Source organism: Natrialba magadii ATCC 43099, from assembly GCF_000025625.1.
GTDB lineage: Archaea > Halobacteriota > Halobacteria > Halobacteriales > Natrialbaceae > Natrialba > Natrialba magadii.
Genome location: NC_013922.1, coordinates 1,945,500 through 1,968,277, shown reverse-complemented (window position 1 = coordinate 1,968,277; position 22,778 = coordinate 1,945,500). Strand labels below are relative to the sequence as shown.

Sequence of the window (22,778 nt, the reverse complement as noted above, 5' to 3'; positions counted from 1 at the left end):
CCATCAACGATACCAGCCACTGTTCGCACTGCTGAGACGGTTGTCACAAGCGGATCAGCCGCCCGGGACGCGAGCGAGTCGGAGTCGAATCGCGGACGGATTTATATTTGTGCGTGTCTTTACCACACACCGATGAACGTACGGGACGCACTCGAGGCCGATGCAGACGCGCTGGCGGCGATCGCTGACTCGCCGACCGACGTGATGCGAAACCTCGTCCACGATCGCACCGTCCGCGTCGCGGAGGACGGGAGCCACGATCCGAACGCCGACGTCTCGAGTTCGGGCTCGCAGTACGGTGGCTCGGATCCGGAGGACCTGCTCGGCTTCATTAGCTTCGATGCGCGCGAGAATACGGTGCACGTGACACAACTCGACGGAACGGGTGAGGCCTGTCGGCAGTTGCTGGCGGAGCCGGTTCGGTTCGCCGAGCGCGAATCGATGGCGGTAGAGGTACTTGCACCCCCAGAAAACGAGTCGATCGAATCGGCGGCCGACGAGCTTGGGTTCACGAGAGAGGGGCGCGGACCACGCTTCGACGGCTCGCGGACGGTGCGGTTTCGACTGGAGCCATCGTAGCCGGTGCTGACGGATTCCGTGCCGTCGTAGACGCGATCGCGCCGAAAGGACTGTCAGCTGAATTTCTGTACCGTTACGTCCAGCGTGTCGAGGTCGACAATCGGCGCGTAACCCGAATCGGGGTTGATGTTGACGCTCTTCTGAAAGTCCGTCTGGGCCTGCCAGCAGCCAGAATTGATCGCGAGCACATTGTGGTACTTCCCGAAGCCGAGTTTGTGGACGTGGCCGGTGTGGAAGATGTCCGGCACCTCGTCCATCACGAGGAAGTCCTCCTCTTCGGGTGCAAGGCGAGTGTGGCCCCCGAACTGCGGTGCGACGTGGCGCTTTTTCAGGAGCTGGTACATCGCCTTGTGTGGCTCGTCGTAGCTCGCCTTTTCCTCGGGGAGTTCGGCGATGACCTCGTCCAGCGAGACACCGTGGTACATCAGAATAGAGACGCCCTCGACGGTAACGGTAGAAGGGTTGCTCACGATCTGTGGATCGTGGGCGGACATGATATCGCGAAGCCGGTCGTCGAAGCCGGGCTGGGGCTCTGCGAGCCGAACCGCGTCGTGGTTGCCCGGAATCATGACGATGTCTATATCACCGGGAACTTGCTTGAGGCGCTCGTTGAAGGCCTCGTACTGCTCGTAGATGTCGACTACGTCGAGCTCCTCGTCCTGGTTCGGATAGATGCCCACGCCCTCGACCATGTCGCCGGCGATTAGCAGGTACTCGACGTGCTGGGCCTGCTCCGTGTACAGCCAGTCCGCGAAGGCGTCCCAGGCGTCGGCCATGAACTCCTGGCTGCCGACGTGGACGTCGCTGATCAGCGCTGCCTGCACGTGGCGGTCTGCCGTCGATGGCTCGTGCGTACGCGGCACGTCCGGGAAGTACATCGAGTCGACGAAGGCGATTCCCGCATCGTCCGAGAGGGTCCCCTCCATCGCCAGCACCTCATCACAGAGCAGTTGGTCAACCATATCGGCGAACTCGCGATCTTTCATCACCAGCCACGGGAACGTACCCGTGGCGTCCTCGAGTTCGATCAGCCAGTGGCCGCTCGCCGTCGATCGAATGTCGTTGACCAGCCCGACCATTCCTGCCTCGCTACCGCCCGGCATCGACTGGATGGCCGTTGCAGGTCGGTGATTGACTCGCCCGCGGAGCTTTCCGCCGAGGCGCTCGAGTCGGTCCCGGAAGACGGCGACAAAGTCCTCGTACTCGCCGGTTCCCGTACTGTTGCCGGTCATGTCGCCGTCGATCTCGAGTGAGCGAAGCGAGGGATCGTTGTTGCGCTCGATTCGCTCGTTTGCCTCCGACTCGGCGACTGCGGTCGGTCCAGACCCCCCTGTTTCAGCTGGAACTTGCTCCACCGAGTCGTGCTGATCTGCGGGACGAGTTCCAGTTGAAACGGAGGGGTCTTCGTCAGCCGCTAGCACCGCTTCGACGTGATCCGTTCGAACGACCAGCGCGTCGTCAGGCATCTCCTCGACAACTTGCTCGAGAACGGCCGCGGGATGGTCCGCCGAAGCGATGTGGGTCACTGCCTCGCGCTCAGCGTTGTAGCCGCGGCTCGTAAGTTCGCTGACGATTCGGGCCGGCCCCTCGAGTGGCACACGAATCGTATTCGTGACCTGGGGCAAAAGGATAGCGAATCCAGAACGAACGCGGGGACAGATCTGGACTGCTTCACGTGGTTCGACTGAGCAGAAGGTTGATTGTAGCCCCCAGCAAAAAGCGGGATGATGAGCGGCCCTGATCCCGGTGGGACTGACGACGATGTTGGCGATCGGCGTCGTGAGCGTGATCGCGAGAGCGACGGTGAGCGAGCGCACGATCACGATCACGATCACGAGCACGAGCACGAGCACGAATACGAACACGAGTCCGGGTCCGAGACCGGGACGGAGTCCGATCGTGACCGTGACGACGAACGGGAACGGGAACACGAACGCGAACGCGAACAGGGACGGGGACGGGAAGCCGGACCGAACCCACGCGACGACCCCAGCGATCGCGCCGACCGCGTGACCATCGAAGACGACGGTGTCATCCGCTGGTTTCTGCGCTCGAACGACGAGGGTGTCGTCATCGTCAGAGACGTTCTAAGCAGCGTTGCGATCGTTGCCGCGATCGGACTTCTCCTCTTCGCCGTCAGCGGGATCTGGCCGCCACTCGTTGCCGTCGAGAGCGGCAGCATGGAACCCAACATGGAGCGCGGCGATCTCATCTTCGTCGTCGACGACGACCGCTTCGTCGGTGACGACCCTGCCGGCGAGACCGGCGTGGTAACACTCGAGAACGGCCAGGACGGCAACCACGAGAAGTTCGGTGAACCCGGAGACGTCATCGTCTTCATGCCGGATGGCGATCCGGGACAGACACCGGTGATACACCGGGCACACTTCTGGGTCGACGAGGGCGAAAACTGGGTCGACACGAAGGCAGACGAGGAGATCGTCGGCGGCGCAACCTGCGACCAGGTACGGACCTGTCCAGCCCCACACGACGGGTTCGTCACGATGGGTGACAACAACAACGGCTACGACCAGTACCAGGGCGGAGCCGCGACGACGATTGTCCATCCCGACTGGGTGACCGGCAAGGCGATGTTCCGTATCCCGTGGCTCGGCCACATCCGCCTCGCGTTCGACGAATTCTTCGGCGGCATGCTGGGACCGATCGCACCCGGTGCGACGGGACTGATCGACGGTGAAATGCTCGAGCTCATGAGTAACGCAGGACTCGGCGTCGGTGCTAGCGCGGGTGCTGGAGTCGTGGCTGCAGCACACCGCTTCCGGGCGTAATTCTGCCAGGAATATCCGGCCAGGAATATCCGGCCAGAAACATCTGATCAGGAACAGATCACAGCCGACCGTTCAAACCAAGACCGCAGTCAGTCGCTCTCGCCGGACTCAATCTCGAGTACGAGCGCCTCACGATCGGCGAGTTCGTGGGCCGTTGGGTCAACCTCCTCACCGTCGACTTCGACTGTGATCGTCGTCTCTGAATCGCGTTCGTCGTACACCGTTCCGTCGAACGTCACCACGTTCGAATCATCGACGCGCTCGTACTCGAAATGCGGGAGAAGAGTGAGGCCCTCCGCGACGGTCACTCGCTCCTCGCCTTCCATGTACCAGTAGTCGTCAAACTCGTGCAGGTGGAAGTCTATCGAGTCGTTGTCAGCGTATTCGGACTGGATTTTGTCCATCGACTCGATTGACTCCCCATCGATGGTGATCTCGATCTCACCGCGTTCGAACTCGTCGATCTCGCCGTGATCGTCGGAGAGACAACCGCTCAAAGCAAGGAGTCCGGAAAGGCTCCCAAGTCCTGCGAGGACCGTGCGTCGCTGCATACTTTGAGAGAGCGACTCAGCAGTTATGCGTTCTTCGGACAATCCGAATGCGCGGGAACCAGAGCGCGAAAAAAGCGTTTGCGATGGATACGTTGTGTTAGTTCTCGAAGCGCGCCTGCACGAACGGCTGAATATCGTCGATATCCGAAAGCCGAGAGTCAGAGAGCAGTACGGCCTCCGTCTCGTCGATCGGCACCGAGAGGCTGATCTCCTTCGTTCGGCCGTACCGTCCCTTGGAGACGACTACGGCGTTGACGATCCCGAGCATATCGAGTTCGCTAATCAGGTCCGTGACGCGGCGCTGTGTGAGTACATCAGCGTCGATCTCCTCACAGAGACGCTTGTAGATATTGAACACCTCGCCCGTATTGATGCTGTGTACACCGTTCTTCTCGAGGAGGATGATTGCAAACAGGACCAGTTTGCTCTGGGTTGGGAGGGTCCGAACAACCTCGACCACACGGTCGAGTTCGATCTTGTCCTGTGCCTGGCGGACGTGCTCTTCGACGATGGTTTCGGCTTGCGAACGTTCTGCGAGTTCGCCCGCCGTCCGAAGGAGATCGAGTGCGCGGCGTGCGTCCCCGTGTTCCTGTGCAGCGAAGGCCGCACACAACGGGATGACGTCTGTAGACAGCGCGCCCCCTTTGAACGCGACTTCGGAACGATGCTGGAGAATGTCCCGGAGCTGGTTGGCGTCGTACGGTGGGAAAACGATCTCCTCCTCACCCAGACTGGACTTCACGCGTGGGTCGAGAAAGTCAGTGAACTTGAGGTCGTTCGAAATGCCGATGATCGAGACGCGAGAGTTCTCGAGTTCGGAGTTCATTCGCGAAAGATTGTAGAGCGTGTCGTCGCCGCTCTTTTCGACGAGTTTGTCGATTTCGTCGAGCATAATGACGACCACCCGCTCGTCGTAGTCGACAGCATCGAAGAAGACGCTGTAGACGCGATCCGTGGGCCACCCGGTCATCGGCACCTCTTCGAACGAGTCCTTGTCCTCCCGCAGAGACTCGATCCGCGCGTCGATGTCAGCGACCGATTCGAATGCCGTCTCCTCGAGTGGGTGTGGTGGCTGATTCGCTGTTTGCCGCGGTGGCGTTCCGTGCGATTGTTGTGCGTTCTCCGAGCGTTCGCGCCGTTCCGAAGCGCCACTACTGTTACTGTACCCCCCATTTTCCACTGGAGTATGTGAACTGTTGCCCTCCTCAGATGCCATCTGATCGGGATCGTTTCCAGTCGAAATGTTGCTGTTGTGTTCGGATTCGGACTGGGTCGCCGACGGTGTGTCGGTGCTCCCCTGGCGTTCTGATGCCTCGTCGTACGCCGCAACCTCCTCACGGAGCGCCTGTAAGGATTCGATCTGGTCGTCGATTCGTGCTTTGTTCTTCTCGATGAACTTGTTCGCAAGCTGGGCGAGCACGCGATACTGCGTGTCGGTTACCTCGCAGTTGATGTACTCGACGTCACACGGGACGCTGTACTTCTGGGAAGTACTCTCGAGTTCTTTGCTGACGAACTTCGCGCTCGCGGTCTTCCCCGTCCCGGTCTTCCCGTAGATGAGGATGTTTGACGGCGTTTCGCCGCGAAGCGCGGCGACCAGGATGGTCGCCATCTTGTTGATCTGGTCGCTTCGGTGGGGAAGTTCGTGGGGTGTGTACGATGGCCGAAGGACCTCCTTGTTCTCGAAGATTGGTTCGCCACTCAGGAGGTCGTCGAACAGGCCCTGGTTTGAGTCCTCACCGTCGTCACCAAGGTCGGTGTCACCGAAATCGGTCGAGAAACCGTGAGTGTTGTCAGATCCGGCAGTATTGGAATTAGTACTGGTACTGGGACTGGTACTAGTACTGTTTCTGGGACCGTCCGCATTCGCACTCGAGTTCACTGGTCGGTTCGACGTAGAGTCTGAGTTCGAGTTCGAGTTCGAGTTCGCGTCAGAAGATAAGTCGGACTGGTGAGAGGAACGATCACTGCTCGCACGGTCGCCCCGCTGTGAGCTGTGTGAATCGGTATCTGTGCCCGTGTTCGAATTTGTTTGTTCCGTTTCGTCGTCTGACATTCGTCGTACACGTACCCCCTTGTTTCGACTGCAGATCCGAACCCGAGGGCGAGGATATAGCGGTGTAGGCGAGCCAGCGGGGCCAGTCTACAGTCCTAACGACCCGGTCCGGATCCAGTTGATGCAAACGAAACAGAGGAAGACGGTGATATTAAATTCTTCCCTTCACTTCACGGACGTTGAGTGGTTCACCGAACCGAGTAATCCGTGAGCAACTGCGACACTGAACTACTGGACCAACAGTGAAAGGATAGACTGGTATTCACTGTGTCTATCTTGTCACTGTGTCTATCTTGTTGGTCTAGCGCGCACACGTATAGAAGAAAATAGAAGACAGCTACAACTCGTGCAGCAACCAGCTATGCGTGATTCGATCCGCTGTGAATCGGGCATGCCTGTCCCAGCTCCGTCCGATCCTAGACCCGTGCCTGCCTCAGACTGTGGATGTGGAGGTGATTTCTGTGGGCTACTCGGGTCGATCAATCCAGGAGGTTCGGATTCAAGGAGGTTCGGATCCCAGAAGTTCGAATTTTTGGGAAAGTTGGAAGGTGGACTGGTGAAAGTAGATTGGTGAGAGAAGATTGGTGAGAGGAGATGGTGAGAGGAGATGGTGAGGTGAGAGATTATGCAGCGTGGTGTGGGGGATGATACGAAGGGGTGTGAATCATCATCATTGTGTCTTGCCAACAATGAGTCAGGAAACTTGTGTGAGAAAGGGGTGGTGCCCCCCACCCCTTCGTTTCAACTGGAGAGAGTCGAGAGAGGGGTGGGGGAGGGTGACTTCTAGAACGAGAGGATTTATAATGATGGGTGAGAAATAAGGACCGTACCACTAGCAGATTGATGTTTTTACTAGAGAAGTTAGTTTTATTGCTAGTTGCTACTAGATCTGTCCCTCTTATGGAGATCTATTACTAGACTTCTCGCATCCTTCGTTTTCTTCCGAGTTGTCGTCTGTACTCCCGTTCGAGTTGAAACAGAACCCGCTACTGCTGCTCAACACCAGCTCTCCAACCCCACTCCATCACTGGTCTCCAGTTGAAACGAAGGGGTGGGGGTGTTCGAACACCGTCGGATTCGTCCAACATATTCGAAAACTGACCACCTAGGATTTGTCTAGAGTGTTCTAGTATCGATTACTTACATCTAGTATCCCATGAGAAATACTAGCTCTATCGAACCCATGGTATTTCAGCTCGTCACAGCGGTCGTCTCTATATTGCCTCTGGATTATATATAGGCCAACCCGTCCATCCAGAAGCTAATTCATACCGTCTCGCTCTCACAACACTCACTCTCTTCTCAACCATGCGACCAGACCTGACAGGAATCTATGCTTTTTCGTCTGAAAATCAACACGTTTGACGTAGGCTTAAGTGAGTTCAGTCAGTAGTACGCGCAGATGCACCCCGCGGTGCTGGAGGGCCCTACAGATGGGACTGTTCACAGAACTCAAAGATAGTATCTCTCGGGTTACGGACCGCCTGTTCTCCGAACAGGAACCCAAACGAATCGGTATCTATGGTCCACCGAACGCTGGAAAGACGACGCTCGCGAACCGAATCGCTCGCGACTGGACTGGCGATGCGATCGGGACTGAAAGCCACGTTCCACACGAAACGCGGCGCGCGCGCAGGAAAGAAAATGTCGAGATCGAGCGCAACGGTAAGACGGTGACGATCGACATCGTCGACACACCTGGTGTCACGACGAAAGTCGACTACGAAGAGTTTACCGACGAAATGGAGGAGGACGACGCCATCCGCCGTTCGCGCGAGGCGACCGAAGGGGTCGCCGAGGCCATGCACTGGCTTCGCGAGGACGTCGACGGCGTTATCTACGTCCTCGACAGCGCGGAGGATCCGATCACGCAGGTCAACACGATGTTGATCGGTATCATCGAGTCTCGGGATCTCCCGGTTCTCATCTTCGCGAACAAGATCGACCTGGACGACTCGAGTGTCAAGCGAATCGAGGACGCGTTCCCGCAGCACAAGACGATCCCGCTGTCCGCAAAGGAGGGTGAGAACATGGACGAAGTCTACGAGAACATCGCGGAGTACTTCGGGTGAGCACCCATGCCAACAGCAACTAACGCGGACGACTCCGATCCGCCGGACTCCGACGGCGTCCAGATCGACCTCATCAGCGGCGAGCGCATGGATAGCATGGCGACGATGGAGAAGATCCGGATGATCTTAGACGGTGTTCACGACGGAAACATCGTCATCCTCGAGGAGGGGCTTACCCCGGACGAAGAGAGTCGCCTCATCGAGGTCACGATGTCCGAGATCAGCCCGGACGAGTTCAACGGGATCGAGATCGAGACGTATCCCAAATCGGAGACCCGCGACTCGTCACTACTCGGCCGACTCATGGGTTCGGACGAGACCGAGGCGAAGCTGACCGTGATCGGGCCGGCAAACCAGATCGAGACACTCCACAAGGACGAAACACTCATCAGCGCACTCGTTTCCCGTGATTAGCGCACAGACAGTGAGGAGAGTGAGAGACTAATGCCACACGAATGCACGAACTGCGGCCGGACATTCCCCGACGGCTCCAAGGAGATGCTCTCGGGGTGTCCCGACTGCAACGGGAACAAGTTCCAGTTCACGCCCTCATCGGCGGCGAACACGGATGCAGCGTCGGATTCCACTGGTGGAACTGGAACGCAGCGTCCCGACTCCAACTCATCCCCCGATCAGAACACGGACTCGAGTGGCGTCACGAGCCGCGCAGCTGAAACGGTCCGGGACTGGGTTACTCGAGACGATACTGAGGACGCACCTGACCCCTCGACGGCGTGGCCGACCTCACCAGCGTCGGAGGCCGATTCGAGTACAGCAGCTACCGATACCACTAGTACGGATTCGGATTCAGGTTCGGATTCTGGTTCGGATTCGGTCTCGAAGTCACGCTCAAGTACAACTTCGAAGCCAGCTACAGACACCGACCCCGACGCAGACGAGTTCGGCTCCTTCAAGGAGTGGCCCGACACTGCTCGCCGTCCGGAAGACCGCTCGTCGGCCAGCGAGGATGCTTCCGCCTGGGAACAGGCCTCGCCTCGTCCAGCCGCCGACGCGGACGAACCATCCGAAGATGGGGGGTCCGCTTCGAGTGCACCGCGCCAGCAACGGTCGGACTCGAGTACGACGGCGACGATGGCGGACAGCGAGAATACGGCCCAGTCGGATGCGCGAAGCGAAGTGATTCCGAGCGATGAGTTACCGACGGGGACGGCGACCAGTGCGTCGTCGCAGTCGACACCGGCGAGTGGTGACCGGTCTGTGGAGACAGCCCCGTCCACGGAATCCGCTGGTGAGACATCCACGGAATCCGCTGGTGAGACATCCACGGAATCCGCTGGTGAGCCATCCGCGGAGTCTGCCGGTGGGTCGTCCACGGAATCCGCCGGTGAAGAACTGCCTGCGGGCGCGGGCGATAGCCCGCCGGAACACGGCCGCGTCGTCAGCGAACCGAGCGGGGAGAGTCCGTCGATGGAGGAGCTTCGGGAGGAACTCAACAAGCAGTTCGAGAGTATCAAGATCGTTCGTCCGGGCCAGTACGAACTCAATCTGATGGAGCTCTACAACCGCGAGGAGTACATTATTTCGCTGCAGGAAGACGGTCGGTACGTGATCGACGTGCCCGATTCCTGGCGAGAGGGTGGCGAAGAGTAAGCTCTCGTAGCCACTGCACACCTGATCGAACGACCACTGTGCGATCAGGTGTAAGTTGCAGGTGTTACTCTAGACTGAGTGACGCTGCTCTGAGCGACGCTGCTGGCTGGCGCTGAGTTTCGATTTTCGATTGTGCGTTTCTATCGGACCCAGTATTCGGCCGGGACAGATGGATTTAAGCGACGTGAGCGACAGTTCCCGATCATGAGCACTGCAACCAAGGTCGTCGTCACGACGGTCGCTGTATCGGCGCTGCTGTCGATCCTACTGATCTTCCAGAACGTTTTCGTCTGATGTTCGAGGCTCGTGACCTCTCACGCCCGGTCGAGGTAGTTCGAGACGAGCACGCGCCCGACGCCCTCGTCTTCGACTGCGAGCGTGACTTCGAGACACTTCCACCGGCGGTCGCCGAGGATCTCGGTCTCGTAGTCAACACGCTCGAACCGGCGAGCTATCCAGCGGCGTGGCTGCCCGAAGATGCACCCACGTTGCTGTCACGGTACGCGAGTTCCGATCTGACGATCGGGATGCCCGGTGACGGCAGCGTCGTCTGGACGCGCCAGACCGATCCACCGATCGTCCTCGTCAAGCCGAGAGTCGAGGGATCGCCGGAGTCGTTCGTCGACTTCCTCCTCGCAGAGGCGTTCGTCGAACTCGGGCTCGACACCCCCGAGCACTTCATCGGCTTTTTCGAAGACGAGTACGCGGACCTCGATCAGGCGGTCGATCTCGACCCGAACAGCACCTACCAGATCGCAGCGGCGCTGTACGACGGCTGGACGGGACTCCAGACCCGGGAGGTCTTTGCCGAGTGGCACGAGCACTCAGACCGCGCGGAACTCGGTGACGCCTGGCAGGACGCGGGAACACGACTCGAGGACCGGGTTGCTGGACTCCCCCGTGCGGTCGCGCGCGGCGAGACGGACTTCGCGGACGCGACCGAACTCGCCTGTGCGTCGATCAAACACGCGATCGAGTTACCGGCACCGTTCGCCGCGCTGGATACGAGCGCCTACCGTGATCACGGGCCGGAGTATGCGATCCGGTGGGCGGAGAAGACGTTCGACGCGCTCGCGGAGTGACGGGGTAGTTCTCCGACTAGCGCTGTGATGTGTACGGCATCCATTCTCAGCCCGACTGCTACTTGTTCGTCCATGAGGGCTGGCCTGTTCGTCCATGAGGGCTGGCCTGTTCGTCCAGGAAGACTGGCCTGTTCGTCCATGAGGGCTGGCCTGTTCGTCCAGGAAGACTGGCTTGTTCGTCCAGGAAGACTGGCTTGTTCGTCCAGGAGCCGCTAGAACTCCGCGTCGACATCGCCATCTTCGTCGAGGTCGATCACGCCGTCAAAGCGATCACGGAACGCCTCGACAAGTTCTGGCTCGTGGGGATCTTCCGAGACATGAAAGAGCCCGACTGCGTCGTACGTCTCGAGTAGCTCGAGAATGCGGTCGACAGCTTCGAGGGCTTCGTCGTCGCCAGCGTAGTAGGCGAGTTCGGTGATCGAGTCGAAACTGAGTCGCAGTTTGCCGTCGTGATTCTCGAGGAAGCCGTCGATGTGCTCGATGATGCCGTCGACGTCGTCGGGAGCGGCGACGTAGTGGACGGTGTCGCTCTTGCGGCGGGAGTAGCCGTGTTCGATGCTCAGGGTGTCTAAAATTTCGGCGCGCTCTTCGTCGACGTCGTAGTACTCGAGTTTCTGCTTGACTTCGCGGGCGGTGGTTCGCGTGGAGACGACGAGGAAGTGATCGGTGTCGGTTTTGAGGAATTCGGTGTCGATACGGTCCGTTTCGCCGGTGCTTGGGTGGAGCAAGAGAATGCCTGTCCCACCTGGTACGCTGTCCGGTGTCTCCTCGATCTCGAGCGTGTAATCCATACTGCAGTGAACAACTGCTGGAACGGACTTAATAGTGAGGATCTACCGGGGTATTTGCTGGCCCAGCGTCTCTGTTGCGGTCATCGTAGCGTTCGCGTTGTCTCACTTCGTTGTCGGCCAGCCCGTGATCGTATGAGTGCCAGCGCAACAGCTAGCTGAGCTTGCCACCTTCCTGTCGGAGCAAGATCAGCATCGAGAGCCCCGAAATAAGGATGAGCAACAACGCGGGAACGGCCGCATAGCGGTAGGCAAGTGAATCCTGTGCGTTCCAGATCAGGCTGACGAGCGTCTCCATCCCAATCGGTCTGAGCATCAGCGTAACCGGCAATTCCTTCATCGTCGTCAAGAAGACGAGGACGCTGCCGGCGACAACACCGGGCATGATCAGCGGCAGGGTCACGCGACGGAACGTCTCGAGTCGACCGGCGTTGAGCGTCCGGGCGGCCTCGATCGTTTTCTCGTCGACCTGTAGCACCGACGACCGAATGGTCCCAACCGCCTGTGGGAGAAAGCGGACGACGTACGCGAAAACCAGCAGCCAGACGCCCTGTCTGTACAGCGACGGAAGCATCCTGTTACCGAGGAACACCAGTGCAAGTCCGATGACGACGCCGGGGACGGCGAATCCAACGTAGGTTGCTCGTTCGAGAATCCGTGAGGTGAGCGAGTTCACTCGACCGGAGTAGTAGGCGACCGGCAGTGCAAACAGACATGCGACGAGTGCGGCTAACAGCGCGAGGTAGACCGAGTTGAACGCGAACTCGAGTTGGAACTCGTAGGCTGGGATTCGATCGCCTTCGCTGCGGAAGAGCCAGCGGGTAAAGATCGCAACGGGGATGACGAGGGTGAGCGTGCCAAGGAGTGAGACGAATCCCATTGCGGGCCACTTCCAGTTTCCGAGTCGAATTGTACTCCCCTCACCGTCGCCACTGCTGGTAGCGTCTTCGTCACGTCCGATTCCGGCCTCGATGACTAGGACGACGGCAACGATCGCTATCAGTTGTAGTGCGAGCAAAGCAGCGTATTCACGACCGAAGCCAGTGGTTTCCCAGTAGATTCGACTTGTAAAGACGTTTGCACCCATGAACGCCGGTGTTCCGAAGTCCGAAATTGCGTAAAGTCCGGCGAGCAGTGCGCCGGCGGCGATCCCGGGTCTGATCTGGGGGAAGGTGACCCGTTTGAACGCCTCGAACGGTCCGGCATTCAGCGTTCGGGCGGCGTCGACGATCGAACTATCCATCGACAGCAGCGCCGCTCGGGTCGTCAGAAACACGTAGGGATACGTATACAGCGTGATGATGAATATCGATCCGGAGAGTCCGTCGATAGCGGGGATCGTGGTTCCGAGAACCGAGTCGATCTCACCGCCAGAGCCGAACATACCCACGAACGCGATCGCACCGATGTAACTGGGGATGACGAGCGGGAGTGCGGCCACGATAGTCCAGAAGCGGGGGTAGGGAAGGTCCGTTCGGGTCGTCAAGACGGCAAGTGGAACCCCGAGGAGAATCGAACACAGCATCACGATTGCCATGAGAACGATGCTGTTGAGCGTAATCCAGCCGGTCTGCGAGGAGACAATGAGGCTGTAGGCACGAGCGGGGTCAACCTCAGTCGCCCGAAAGACCAACCAGAGCATCGGGGACATGACCAGGAAGGCGACGATGGCACTCGAGAGCACCAATGCAGCCGTGGATCGATCGGTCTCTCGGAGTTGTTGGCGGGTCAGGGGAAACTGCTGTGAGAGATCGAGATAGTCCGTAAGTGGTTTCATTATAGTCGGGTGTCGTCGATCGTCTGTCGCCTCCGGTCTCTGATCCGAGCAGGTCGGCGGCGGCGCGAATCTGGTTGGTCGCTTTGAGTTAGGTGCTCCTAAATCCTCCGAAGCGTCCCACCGTGTGGCAATGCAGACGCATGTTCCCACAAAAACAGATGAGGGAAGTGTTCTGGTTCGGGTTGGGGTTGGGGTTCCGGTTCGGTTTCGGGTTGGAGTTGGGTTGGGGTTCCGGGTCGACCTGAGATCACTCGAACAACTCAGTCGTTACGAGAACATCCCTTCGTCTTCGATGAGGTCGCCTGCTTCCTGCAGGTCCATGTCGAAGCCGCTGAGGTCGAACTCTGGCGGGTTGATTTCGTCGAGGTCTGGAAGCGGGCCGACGTACTCGATATCTTCGACGACTGGGTACTCGCCGTTGTCTTCCATCATGAGTTCCTGGCCCTCCTCTGCGAGCAGGTGTCGGACGAACTCCGCGACGAGTTCGGCGTCTCCGACCTGGTCGAGGACACCGACACCGGCGACGCTGAATAGACACCCAGCGTCGTTTTCGGTGAACGTGGTCCGAATTGGTGCGTCGGAATCCTCGTTGAGGATACGAGCAGCGTAGTAGCTGTTTCCGAGGCCGATGATCGGGTCGTCGTCGCCACCTCTGTTTATCGCCTCCGCCTGGTCGGAGCCACCTTCGAAGAGGTGTGTGTTCTGATCGTCGGCCATCTGTCGAACCCACTCGCGGGTCTCTTCTTCGCCCTTCCGTTCGACCATCGCCTGGATGAATCCGCGGAACGTTCCGGAGTTCGGTCGAGTCGAAATGATGTCCTCGAATCGTTCGTCGGTTGCGTACTCCGTAATATCTGTCGGCAGCTCGTCCCAGCTATCGAAGTCGGTTTCGTCCAGTCGGTCACTGTTGTACTGAATCGAACGAGTCCGCCCGGTTACGCCAGTCCAGTATCCGTCGTTGTGCTGGTAGCTGTTAGGGACAGCATCGAGAACGTCCGCAGGGAGTTCCTGTAAGGATCCATCCTCGTGAAGTGCGTTCAGTGCACCGGGGTCCTGTGAGTACATGAGGTCTGCCGGGTGGGTCTCCTCTTCGAGGATCTGGTTGACTTGCGTATCGTTGTCGTCCCAGTCGACGCTGACGGTGAGATCGTCGTACTCCTGTTCGAGGGCTTCGAAGACGCCGGAGATCTGATCTGGCGTTCGGCCGGAGTAGATGCTGATTTCACCCTCGAGGTCACCGAGGTCGTCCCAGGATAGCGTACCCGAATTGACACCCTGTGTCATCGGGTCGACCTCTGCGATCGGCGTGCTGTCTCCGCCGTCACCCAGGCAGCCCGCGAGTCCAGCGAGGCCGGCTACAGCACCGCCTGCGGCGGCAAGATACGTTCGTCGACCAACCCGACTCATCTGATCGCTGCTTCGCTGTTGCATACTTAGTTTTAGGCCGACCTAAAACACTTATACCTACCGATTAGTTGCGATAGAACGGACGAGAGGAGGGGACAGCGTTCGCTATCCATCCGACCGAAACCGATGCCCACGGTATTTCGGCCAGCCTAAACCTCTCCGATCACACCTTTTTAGGCCATCCTAAAGTACCTGTCGGTCAGTCCACCCAGCTGCCATCGGCTCGCGACATCGGGCGCGTCGTTTCGCGCTCTACTCGAGTCGAAAGTCGAACCGGTTTTGCTCACGGAGGCCGACGCATCCGGTATGAGCGTACGCGAGGAGTTCGACGACTGGGCGACGAGCGGTCGTGACCGAGGGATGGAAGAGCGCCACTGGCACACGGCAAAGCACGCGCTGGCACGAATGCCGGTGGAGGCCGGCGATACCGTCCTCGACCTCGGCTGTGGGAGCGGCTACGCCGGCCGCGCGCTCCGGGACACCAAGGATGCAGGACGAATCTACGGGCTCGACGGCTCACCCGAAATGGCCCACAACGCCGCGGGCTACACGCAGGACCCGCAGGTTTCGTACGTCGTCGGCGACTTCGGCTCGCTTCCCTTCGGTGACGACACGATCGATCACGTCTGGTCGATGGAGGCGTTCTACTACGCTGCTGCCCCCCACGAAACACTCGCCGAAATCGCCCGTGTGCTTCGCCCCGGTGGAACGTTCTACTGTGCGGTCAACTACTACGAAGAGAACGTCCACTCCCACGCGTGGCAGGAGAAGATCTCGATCGAGATGACTCGCTGGGACCGCGACCAGTACCGCGAAGCCTTCCGCGACGCCGGACTCCACGTCGCCGAACAAGACACCATTCCGGACCGCGAGATCACGATTCCCGCCGAAGCCGAGTTCCCGACGGAGAACTGGGACACCCGCGCGGAGATGGTCGAACGCTACCGCGAGTTCGGGACGTTGCTCACTGTTGGCGTCGCACCGTAATTGCTGTCGTTGTCATTACCGCCATACTCGCGATACCTGACGCGACTGCGATCACTACCGTCGGCAACCACAGCCAATCATACTCAAACCCCTCTATTTCCACTCGAGGTCAGTCTCACCCCACCAGCACGCTGGAAACAGTGCTTCCGTTCCAGTGGAAACGTGCCTGCTCGTGTTGTCCAGCTAACTCTCAGCCACCGCAAAACCGTCAGCCACCGCAAAACCGTCAGCCACCGCAAAACCGTCAGCCACCGCAAAACCGTCAGCCACCGCAAAACCGTCAGCCACCGCAAAACCGTCAGCCACCGCAAAACCGTCAGCCACCACAAAACCGTCAGCCACCACAAAACCGTCAGCCACCACAAAATCGCCAGTCGCCTTCTCGTCTACTCGAACCGCTCGCCCGCCGGAATCGTCACGTCGAGCCAGTTCTCCTTCGGCGGGAGCGGACAGTCGTACGTCTCGCTGAACGCACAGAACGGCGTGTACGCCAGGTTGAAATCGACGACCAGCTCGTCACCCGTCTCGAGATCACGATCCGCCGCCAGCTCCATGTACCGCCCGCCTTCGTAGGTCTGCTGGCCCGTCGTCTTGTCCCGGAACGGAATGAAGTACGGCTCCTGATTCGGACTCTCGAGTTGGTACGCTGCAAGCGACGTACTGACATCCTCGAGTTCCTCGTCCGTGCGCTCGAGGTCGAACTCGAGTGTCGCCACGCGCAGGTATCGCATCTCGCGGCCCGTCGTCGTGTCCATGAGCACAACTTCGGGGTCGTCGTGGACCTCCGCAGTCGCGGTGACGCGGTAGTCCGGATCTGGGTCGAAGTACTCGAGTGCCTCGAACGCATCGCGCTCCTCGGGTGGGACGGGTGACTGGGGGTGGCTGGCGAAGAACTCGTTTTTCTCTGCGCGCTTCTCCTCGAGTTCGACGCGCCACTGCTCGGTATCGACGTTGTCGGCCGAATCGCTCGTGTCGCTCATGGGTGGTGTTGGGGGTGGTGACGGGTGTGTGTTGTGTTCCAGGTTGATCCCCTGGGTCGTGTTGTGGTCCCTGTCGACGCTGTTTCCAACCAGGACAGACGGTGTAATACTTATTCGTACGGGACGTACAGTTCAGCCATGTTACAGCATGCCGACGATTCGACACAGGCACAGGAGGGGTGGCCGTGACCGAGCGTGACAGTGTTCCCGGTCGCCGACCGCTTGTCGTCTTTCTCGGCTCGCTCGTCGTGCTCTCGGGGGCGTTCGTGCTCGTTTCGCAACTCCTCGGTGTAAGCATGGTCGCGCTCGCGCCCGCGTACATGTTCACGCCAATGCTCGCCGGAATCGCTACCTGCGTGGTTGGCTCGCCGTCGTTCGAGGCTGCTGGCCTTCGGTTCCCGTGGGAGCGAGTGCGCTGGCTTGCGATCGCCGCAATCGTCCCGATCGCGCTCGTCCTGCTCGGCATCGCCATCGCGCTCGCGCTGCCCGGCGTCGAGTTCGTCCCCGACGCGAACCCGTTCACGGGTGAGGGAACGGAGTTCGCACCGGCCGATCCCGCAGACCAGCCCGAGGGGCCGTCGCTGCCGGATTGGCCGCTCAACCTGCTCGTGACGATCGTCGCCGCGCTCATCGCCGGGGCGACGATCAACGCCATACTCGCGTTTGGTGAGGAGTTTGGCTGGCGCGGCGTCTTCCTGACAGAGCTGTCGCCGTACGGGTTCTGGCCAGCGTCGACCGTGATCGGCGTCGTCTGGGGGCTCTGGCACGCGCCGGTGATCCTCGAGGGGTACAACTATCCGACGACGGATCCGCTCGTCGGCGTCGGTGTCATGACCGCGGCCTGCATCGCGATGTCGCCGGTGTACACCTACGTCACCGTTCAGGCCAAATCGGTCATCGCGCCGTCGATCCTCCACGGCGTGTTCAACGCCTTCGGGACGACGTTGATCGTCTTCGCGCAGGGTGGTTCTGAACTCGTGGTCAACCCGGTTGGCGCGGTCGGCATCGCGGTCTTCGGACTCGCCGCGGTCGCCATCGCGGTCCGCGGAACGCCGTCGCTCACGCGCGAGTGGGCACTCGTCGAGGATCCGGACACCGACCATGCTGGCACCGAACATGGCGACGTCGACACCGACAACTCCGTGCACAGCACTGGGACAGAACCAGACTCTGACGACTACACCAGCGATCGATAGTCGCTATTCGTCGCGCTCAGACTTCTCTCCTTTTCCACCGACGTAGGACACCTCGATCCGACGAGATAGCGACACGAGCATCGCGATGCCGATCAGCGGCACGACGTATCGCAGCGCGAACGCGAGCGAACTCGAGTCCCACGGCGACTCGTCGACCTGCTGGCTCTCGTACACCCGGTAGTGAGTCCCGTCCTCGAGTTCGATCGGTGTCTCCGGGACATCAACAGCGGCGCGAGTGGTCGTTGCCCCCTCTCGTGCGGTTTCGGCGACGGTCGGATGGAGATCCTCGTCGGTTACGTCAACCGAGACTCGCTGTAGCGCGTCGTCTGGGTCCGCGGGTTCGAGGGCCAGTTCGACCCTGTGCATCCCGTTTCGCTGTTCCGATGCGTTCGTTTCGTACGCGGGCTCGTACACCTGCCCGTCGAGTTGGATGTATCGGTAGTACCCCGACAGATACGGCGTGGAAACCGGCGTGTGTCCCGCTTCGCCCGTCCACATTCCGGCTGGCACTGGCTGTCCGTCGAGTACCTGCTCCTCGAGTGCACAGGCTCGCAGGTCGCCAGCCCAGCCGGCGCAGTCGATGTCCTCACTGATTGGTGTCAGGAACGGAACGTCGTCTTCGTCTTCGTCTTCGTCTTCGTCGGCGTATTCGATCGCACTGTCGTTGGTCGTCACTGCCGCGCGGTCGAATTCGTGGGCGGGCTCGCCGATGTGAACGGTTGCAACCAGAAACGGACTGGTGAGTAAACAGACTGCGAGCAGGAAGACCACGAGATCGCGGTAGAACGGGGAATCGACACCAGGGTCGGGGAGGGGCATTACGTTCTCTGCCTCTCGTCGCGATAGAAAAATATTGTGAACTGACACGACTCGCCGCCCGGAGGTTTATATCCGATCCCGCACCGAGAGTGGTCCGTCAACGCTTTGACCACCCGACCATGAGTACGGGAAGAATGACGGACTGGCGACCGATCTTCGGTCACGCCGAGCCCTACGACGAGCAGGTCGACGGCATCGAAACCGCCGCCGACGCGGCCCGTGACGGTGGATACACGGTCATCGAAGGAGCCTGCGGGACGGGAAAGACGATGATCGCACTCACCGCTGGCATTGACCTCGTGCGCGACCCGGACACCGACTACGAGCGCGTCTTCGTCCTCACCAGCGTCAAGCAGCAACTGCGCCAGTTCGAAGCGGATCTCGAGACGATCAACGAGAACCTGCCGGACGACTGGGACCCAGTTTCGGGGCTCACACTCGTCGGGAAGGCCGATGTCTGCCCGTACAACCGGGCCAATGCGGGCGACATCGACGACGGCAACGTCTACGACCGGTGTGAGACCCTTCGGGACCGAACGCGTGACCTGACTGGCGAGGGCGGCGAGACGACCGCCGCCGCGCTGACCGCGAACGCACGCCAGCAGCAGACGGGGCTCGCCGACAGCGGCCGCTCCGGTTCCATGGGGCGGTTCCTCGAGACTGCCGGCGAGACGGCCGCCTACCCGCCGGAGATGCCGACCTACTCCGACGGCGGGGCGGTGAGCGCCGAGACCGAGTTCTGTCCGTTCTACGCGCAGTACCTGGACGACCTGCCGGACGAGGGCAGTGATGGTGATGCAGTCGAAGCGGTCCCCTACGACCTCACCGATGCGGGGATGATCACACCCGAGGACCTCGTCGCGCGCTCAGTCCGCAACGGCACCTGTCCACACTCGGTCATGGGCGCTGCGCTCGCCCACACCGAGGTCGTCATCGGAAACTACTACCACGCGTTCGACCCGCGAACGACCGGTTCGTTCACCGGCGCGCTGCTCGACGACTCCACGTTCGTCGTCTGCGACGAGGCTCACATGCTTGAACCGCGCGTGCGCGACCTCGTCAGCGACGGGGTCGCCGACACCACGCTTCGAGACGCCGAAACCGAACTCTCGCGCGTTATCCAGCCTATCAAGTTCGAACGCGAGGGCCGCCAGGCAACCGGCGGCTCCCAGACCGCCGACGCCGACCTCGTCCGCGCCGAACTCCAGGACAGCGACGTCACCTACGAGGAACTCAACCGAACACTCGAGTTCATCCGTGATCTCAGAGACGAACTCGACCGCCGCGTGACTGCTCATCTCGACCGGAAACACAGGGGGTGGAAGTCGGATCTCACCGACCTCCCTGACGAAGAGATTCCACTCCGAGACCCCGGTGAGCCGGCCGAAGACGAACTCTCGGAGTGGGCAAGAGAGGCGGGCTACGGCGACGCCGACTGGGTCCGCGTCGAGGCCGTCGGTGCTGTCGCCGCACGAATTTTAAACGAGGCCGAAGACGAGGACCGAACGCGGGCCGCACCCGCTGTCGGCCGCGTGTTGGGCGAGTGGTACCGTTGCGGACACACGGAATACTTCCGCGAGATCGAACTCGAGCGCACCTGGAACGACACGGAGCCGCCGGACTCCTGGCGACGGGCCTACACCGCTCGCATCGCGCTGCACAACTGCGTCCCCAGCGACGCCATCGGTGACCGTCTCGCGTCCTTCGGCGGCGGCATTCTGATGAGCGCGACGCTGGAGCCGATGGACGCCTTCACCGAGGTCACGGGACTCGAGTACCTCGCCCGCGAGGAGGATCGACCGGTCGTCGAACGCCGCTACGGCCTCCACTTCCCCGAGGAGAACCGCGAGAGCTTCGCAGTCGCTGCACCGAAGTTCACGTACGACAACCGCGGCAGAACCGGTGACGAGAATCCGACGCGAACCCACTACGCCGACGCCATCACGCAGGTTGGCCGCCTTCCCGGCAACGTACTCGTCGGCATGCCGAGCTACGCCGAGGCCGAGTGGATCGCCGGGGTACTCGAGGACCGCCTCTCGAAACCCGTGCTTCGCGACGCCTCGAGCGACGACGAGGCGACGGAGTCACTCAAGAGCGAATTTTTCGCGGGCGACGGGAAGGTGCTCGTGACGAGTCTCCGCGGGACGCTGACGGAAGGCGTCGACTACAGCGGCGACCGCCTCTCCGCGGCGGTTGTCTGTGGTGTTCCGATCGTCAACACCTCGAGTCCGCGGACGAAAGCGGTGCGCCGAGCCTACGACGATGCCTTCGGCGATGGCTTCACCTATGCGCTGACGATTCCTGCGGTTCGGAAGGCCCGGCAGGCGATTGGTCGGGTGATCCGCTCGCCCGAGGATACGGGCGTCCGTGTGCTGTTGGACGAGCGATACGCCCGCGATAGCTGGGACTCCGTCGTTCCCTTCCTCCCGGACGACGACGAGTTCCAGACCGTGAGTCCGGACATGCTCGAGTTCGGACTGGATCGGTTCCGGTCGAAGCTGTCCTGATCAGCGACGCCAGTTTGGTGTGTTCGGCGACTGTTCAAAACGGTTCGCTCGGGTGGCCAGGCCGACTGCTCAGGACGCTTGGTTCAGGTGGTCAGGCCGAGTGCTCAGCGACGGTCGGTGAGTTCGGTGTCGCCATCGCTCGCTCGGTCTGTGCTGGCCTCGGTATCGTCGCCGAGTTGTGCCTCGACTCGTCGCTCGAACTCCTCCTCGCTGATCTCGCCGGCTGTGTACTGCCGCTTGAGTTCTTCGAAGGGATCACTCGAGTTGGACTCCGAGTGGGTCGGGTCTCGAGTTGAGCGAGAACGAGTTCCCCCCGCCGTTGTTCCGGTTGGTGGCGAAGTGTGTCCCGTGGTCGAACCACTGACGGACGTGGCCCCCGTCGATTTCGACTCACCGGTTACTGACTTCGCGTACGCGTCCGTCGACTCCACGTTCCCGATGAGCGAGAGGTAGATGGGCCAGAGCATCAGTACGGCGAACAGCAACATCGCAACTGATGCACCGAGTAATGCCGGTATCAAAACGCTTGGAACTGCGAAGAGAGCGACCGGTAGCAGCCAGAGTCCAACCATCCCGGTCGGTGCACCGAGAAGCCACCGACCAAGAGTTCCATTCGGTGTGTAGTGTTCGACGAGCGCGTGCCACTCTCGACGACGCGAGTTCGAACCGGGTCGACGGGGAGCCATACCGTTACGACAGCGATCCGATGTATTAGTTCCAACTGTTTTTCACAGGTGCTGGACTCGGTGGCGTCGGCTCCGCTTGACTGGGCTCGATGAACTCGAGTACTATTGACCAGTTGCCGGGTCGGTTTCGCTGTCGTTGTCGGTGTTGGTGTTGGTGTTGGTGTCGGTTTCGCTGTCGGTATCGATATCCGATTCGTCGTCGGTGGCGACGGCGATGCCACGGAACCGATCAGCTCCGGTTGCGTTGTCGTGCCCGACTGATTCGGCCGACTCGGCTGCCTGGGCTGCCTCGAGCGGCTCGATCGCAAACCCGAGTGACTCGTAAAAGGGCCGCACAGCCGCGTCGAAGTGTGCCGTCACTCGTCGCTCGAGGTCGGATCCAGACTCGGATTCAGACTGTGACTGGGACTGGGACTGGGACTGGGACTCGGGTTCGGTCTGGGACTGGGGCTCGGACTCGAGTACGTGCGCGACGAGCGCACGTCCGATTCCCTGCCCGCGGTGGCGTCGCCGGACGGCGATTGCAGCGATATGTGTGCTCTCGCGGACCGGTTCTGTGGGCTCGTCTGGCCTGTTAGCCCCTTTTGCTCCAGTCCTGCACCCGTCCGTTTCGGGTGGAACCGGAGCCAGAACTAGCGTGCCGAGAATTCGTTCGTCGGCCCGCGCGCTGGAGTCCTCGGATTCTGGAGTGTGGCCGGGGTCAGTCGAACCACCCTGTTGGTCGCCGGCAACGAGTACGTCTCCCGCTGCGAGTCGTTCCTCGAGGTTCTCGAACGTGAGCATCGCGGCGTCGAGAATGCGACGGATCTCGAGTTCGTCCGCGGCTGTGGCGGTGCGGACGTGGGTGTCACCGACCATGTGGTCGTGTTCGCCGTCGGGCGTCAACAGTGC

Annotated in this window: 21 protein-coding genes; 10 read left to right on the top strand and 11 right to left on the bottom strand. The window is 60.6% G+C overall.

All coding sequences use genetic code 11. The features are described from left to right. The first annotated feature begins 132 nt into the window (after positions 1-132). Positions 133-579, top strand: a complete 447-nt coding sequence (locus NMAG_RS09250; RefSeq protein WP_004267517.1) for a hypothetical protein — start codon at positions 133-135, stop codon at positions 577-579. A gap of 53 nt (positions 580-632) precedes the next feature. Here the strand turns inward: NMAG_RS09250 and NMAG_RS09245 are convergent, their stop codons facing one another. Continuing rightward, the gene (locus NMAG_RS09245; RefSeq protein WP_004267518.1) at positions 633-2,177 is read right to left on the bottom strand and encodes a DNA-directed DNA polymerase II small subunit; all 1,545 of its coding nucleotides are present in this window, start codon (positions 2,175-2,177) and stop codon (positions 633-635) included. A 129-nt stretch (positions 2,178-2,306) separates the two neighbouring features. On the opposite strand from NMAG_RS09245, the gene NMAG_RS09240 reads away from it, so the two are divergent. Continuing rightward, a complete protein-coding gene (locus NMAG_RS09240; protein ID WP_012996605.1) occupies positions 2,307-3,368 on the top strand; it encodes a S24/S26 family peptidase in 1,062 nt (353 codons plus the stop codon). A gap of 89 nt (positions 3,369-3,457) precedes the next feature. Here the strand turns inward: NMAG_RS09240 and NMAG_RS09235 are convergent, their stop codons facing one another. Both NMAG_RS09235 and NMAG_RS09230 read right to left on the bottom strand, forming a co-directional pair. Beyond that, the gene (locus NMAG_RS09235) at positions 3,458-3,919 is read right to left on the bottom strand and encodes a hypothetical protein (RefSeq protein ID WP_004267520.1); all 462 of its coding nucleotides are present in this window, start codon (positions 3,917-3,919) and stop codon (positions 3,458-3,460) included. A gap of 97 nt (positions 3,920-4,016) precedes the next feature. Beyond that, positions 4,017-5,975 carry a Cdc6/Cdc18 family protein gene (locus tag NMAG_RS09230; protein ID WP_004267521.1) on the bottom strand — a complete coding sequence of 653 codons (1,959 nt, stop codon included), beginning with the start codon at positions 5,973-5,975 and terminating at the stop codon, positions 4,017-4,019. 1,433 nt (positions 5,976-7,408) lie between these two features. On the opposite strand from NMAG_RS09230, the gene NMAG_RS09225 reads away from it, so the two are divergent. The 5 genes from NMAG_RS09225 to NMAG_RS09210 all read left to right on the top strand — a co-directional run bounded on the left by NMAG_RS09225 (position 7,409) and on the right by NMAG_RS09210 (position 10,740). After that, positions 7,409-8,047, top strand: a complete 639-nt coding sequence (locus tag NMAG_RS09225) for an Era-like GTP-binding protein (RefSeq protein ID WP_004267522.1) — start codon at positions 7,409-7,411, stop codon at positions 8,045-8,047. A 6-nt stretch (positions 8,048-8,053) separates the two neighbouring features. Further along, positions 8,054-8,461, top strand: a complete 408-nt coding sequence (locus tag NMAG_RS09220; RefSeq protein ID WP_004267523.1) for a DUF2073 domain-containing protein — start codon at positions 8,054-8,056, stop codon at positions 8,459-8,461. Between the two features lie 30 nt (positions 8,462-8,491). Continuing rightward, positions 8,492-9,658: an OapC/ArvC family zinc-ribbon domain-containing protein gene (locus NMAG_RS09215; RefSeq protein ID WP_004267524.1), complete on the top strand. Its 1,167-nt coding sequence runs from the start codon at positions 8,492-8,494 to the stop codon at positions 9,656-9,658. Between the two features lie 204 nt (positions 9,659-9,862). Beyond that, entirely contained in the window at positions 9,863-9,952 is a 90-nt protein-coding gene (locus NMAG_RS22835; RefSeq protein ID WP_004267525.1) for a hypothetical protein, read from the top strand. Then, positions 9,952-10,740 (top strand): DUF7089 family protein, encoded by a 789-nt coding sequence (locus NMAG_RS09210; protein ID WP_004267526.1) that lies wholly within the window; start codon positions 9,952-9,954, stop codon positions 10,738-10,740. The genes NMAG_RS22835 and NMAG_RS09210 overlap by 1 nt, the downstream gene beginning before the upstream one ends. Positions 10,741-10,952: 212 nt before the next feature. Here NMAG_RS09210 and NMAG_RS09205 read toward each other — a convergent pair whose 3' ends face one another. The 3 genes from NMAG_RS09205 to NMAG_RS09195 all read right to left on the bottom strand — a co-directional run bounded on the left by NMAG_RS09205 (position 10,953) and on the right by NMAG_RS09195 (position 14,736). Further along, positions 10,953-11,531: a DUF7090 family protein gene (locus NMAG_RS09205; RefSeq protein WP_004267527.1), complete on the bottom strand. Its 579-nt coding sequence runs from the start codon at positions 11,529-11,531 to the stop codon at positions 10,953-10,955. Between the two features lie 151 nt (positions 11,532-11,682). After that, complete coding sequence (locus NMAG_RS09200) at positions 11,683-13,305, bottom strand: ABC transporter permease (protein ID WP_004267528.1); 1,623 nt, start codon at positions 13,303-13,305, stop codon at positions 11,683-11,685. 267 nt (positions 13,306-13,572) lie between these two features. Then, positions 13,573-14,736: an extracellular solute-binding protein gene (locus NMAG_RS09195; protein WP_237076778.1), complete on the bottom strand. Its 1,164-nt coding sequence runs from the start codon at positions 14,734-14,736 to the stop codon at positions 13,573-13,575. A 282-nt stretch (positions 14,737-15,018) separates the two neighbouring features. Between NMAG_RS09195 and NMAG_RS09190 the strand changes: the two genes are divergently transcribed. Beyond that, a complete protein-coding gene (locus NMAG_RS09190) occupies positions 15,019-15,699 on the top strand; it encodes a class I SAM-dependent methyltransferase (RefSeq protein ID WP_004267530.1) in 681 nt (226 codons plus the stop codon). A 183-nt stretch (positions 15,700-15,882) separates the two neighbouring features. On the opposite strand, the gene NMAG_RS22075 is transcribed toward NMAG_RS09190, so the two are convergent. Continuing rightward, entirely contained in the window at positions 15,883-16,059 is a 177-nt protein-coding gene (locus NMAG_RS22075) for a hypothetical protein (protein ID WP_191219357.1), read from the bottom strand. 26 nt (positions 16,060-16,085) lie between these two features. Continuing rightward, positions 16,086-16,679, bottom strand: coding sequence for a DUF1684 domain-containing protein (locus tag NMAG_RS09185; protein ID WP_004267531.1), 594 nt, complete (start codon positions 16,677-16,679; stop codon positions 16,086-16,088). 179 nt (positions 16,680-16,858) lie between these two features. Here NMAG_RS09185 and NMAG_RS09180 point away from each other — a divergent pair, with 179 nt between their 5' ends. Beyond that, complete coding sequence (locus NMAG_RS09180; protein WP_004267532.1) at positions 16,859-17,875, top strand: CPBP family intramembrane glutamic endopeptidase; 1,017 nt, start codon at positions 16,859-16,861, stop codon at positions 17,873-17,875. Positions 17,876-17,878: 3 nt separating this feature from the next. On the opposite strand, the gene NMAG_RS09175 is transcribed toward NMAG_RS09180, so the two are convergent. Beyond that, a complete protein-coding gene (locus NMAG_RS09175; protein WP_004267533.1) occupies positions 17,879-18,694 on the bottom strand; it encodes a hypothetical protein in 816 nt (271 codons plus the stop codon). A gap of 134 nt (positions 18,695-18,828) precedes the next feature. On the opposite strand from NMAG_RS09175, the gene NMAG_RS09170 reads away from it, so the two are divergent. After that, positions 18,829-21,201: an ATP-dependent DNA helicase gene (locus tag NMAG_RS09170; protein WP_004267534.1), complete on the top strand. Its 2,373-nt coding sequence runs from the start codon at positions 18,829-18,831 to the stop codon at positions 21,199-21,201. A 104-nt stretch (positions 21,202-21,305) separates the two neighbouring features. On the opposite strand, the gene NMAG_RS09165 is transcribed toward NMAG_RS09170, so the two are convergent. Then, complete coding sequence (locus tag NMAG_RS09165; RefSeq protein WP_004267535.1) at positions 21,306-21,887, bottom strand: SHOCT domain-containing protein; 582 nt, start codon at positions 21,885-21,887, stop codon at positions 21,306-21,308. 102 nt (positions 21,888-21,989) lie between these two features. Continuing rightward, positions 21,990-22,745: a GNAT family N-acetyltransferase gene (locus NMAG_RS09160; protein WP_012996603.1), complete on the bottom strand. Its 756-nt coding sequence runs from the start codon at positions 22,743-22,745 to the stop codon at positions 21,990-21,992. Positions 22,746-22,778 lie beyond the last annotated feature (33 nt).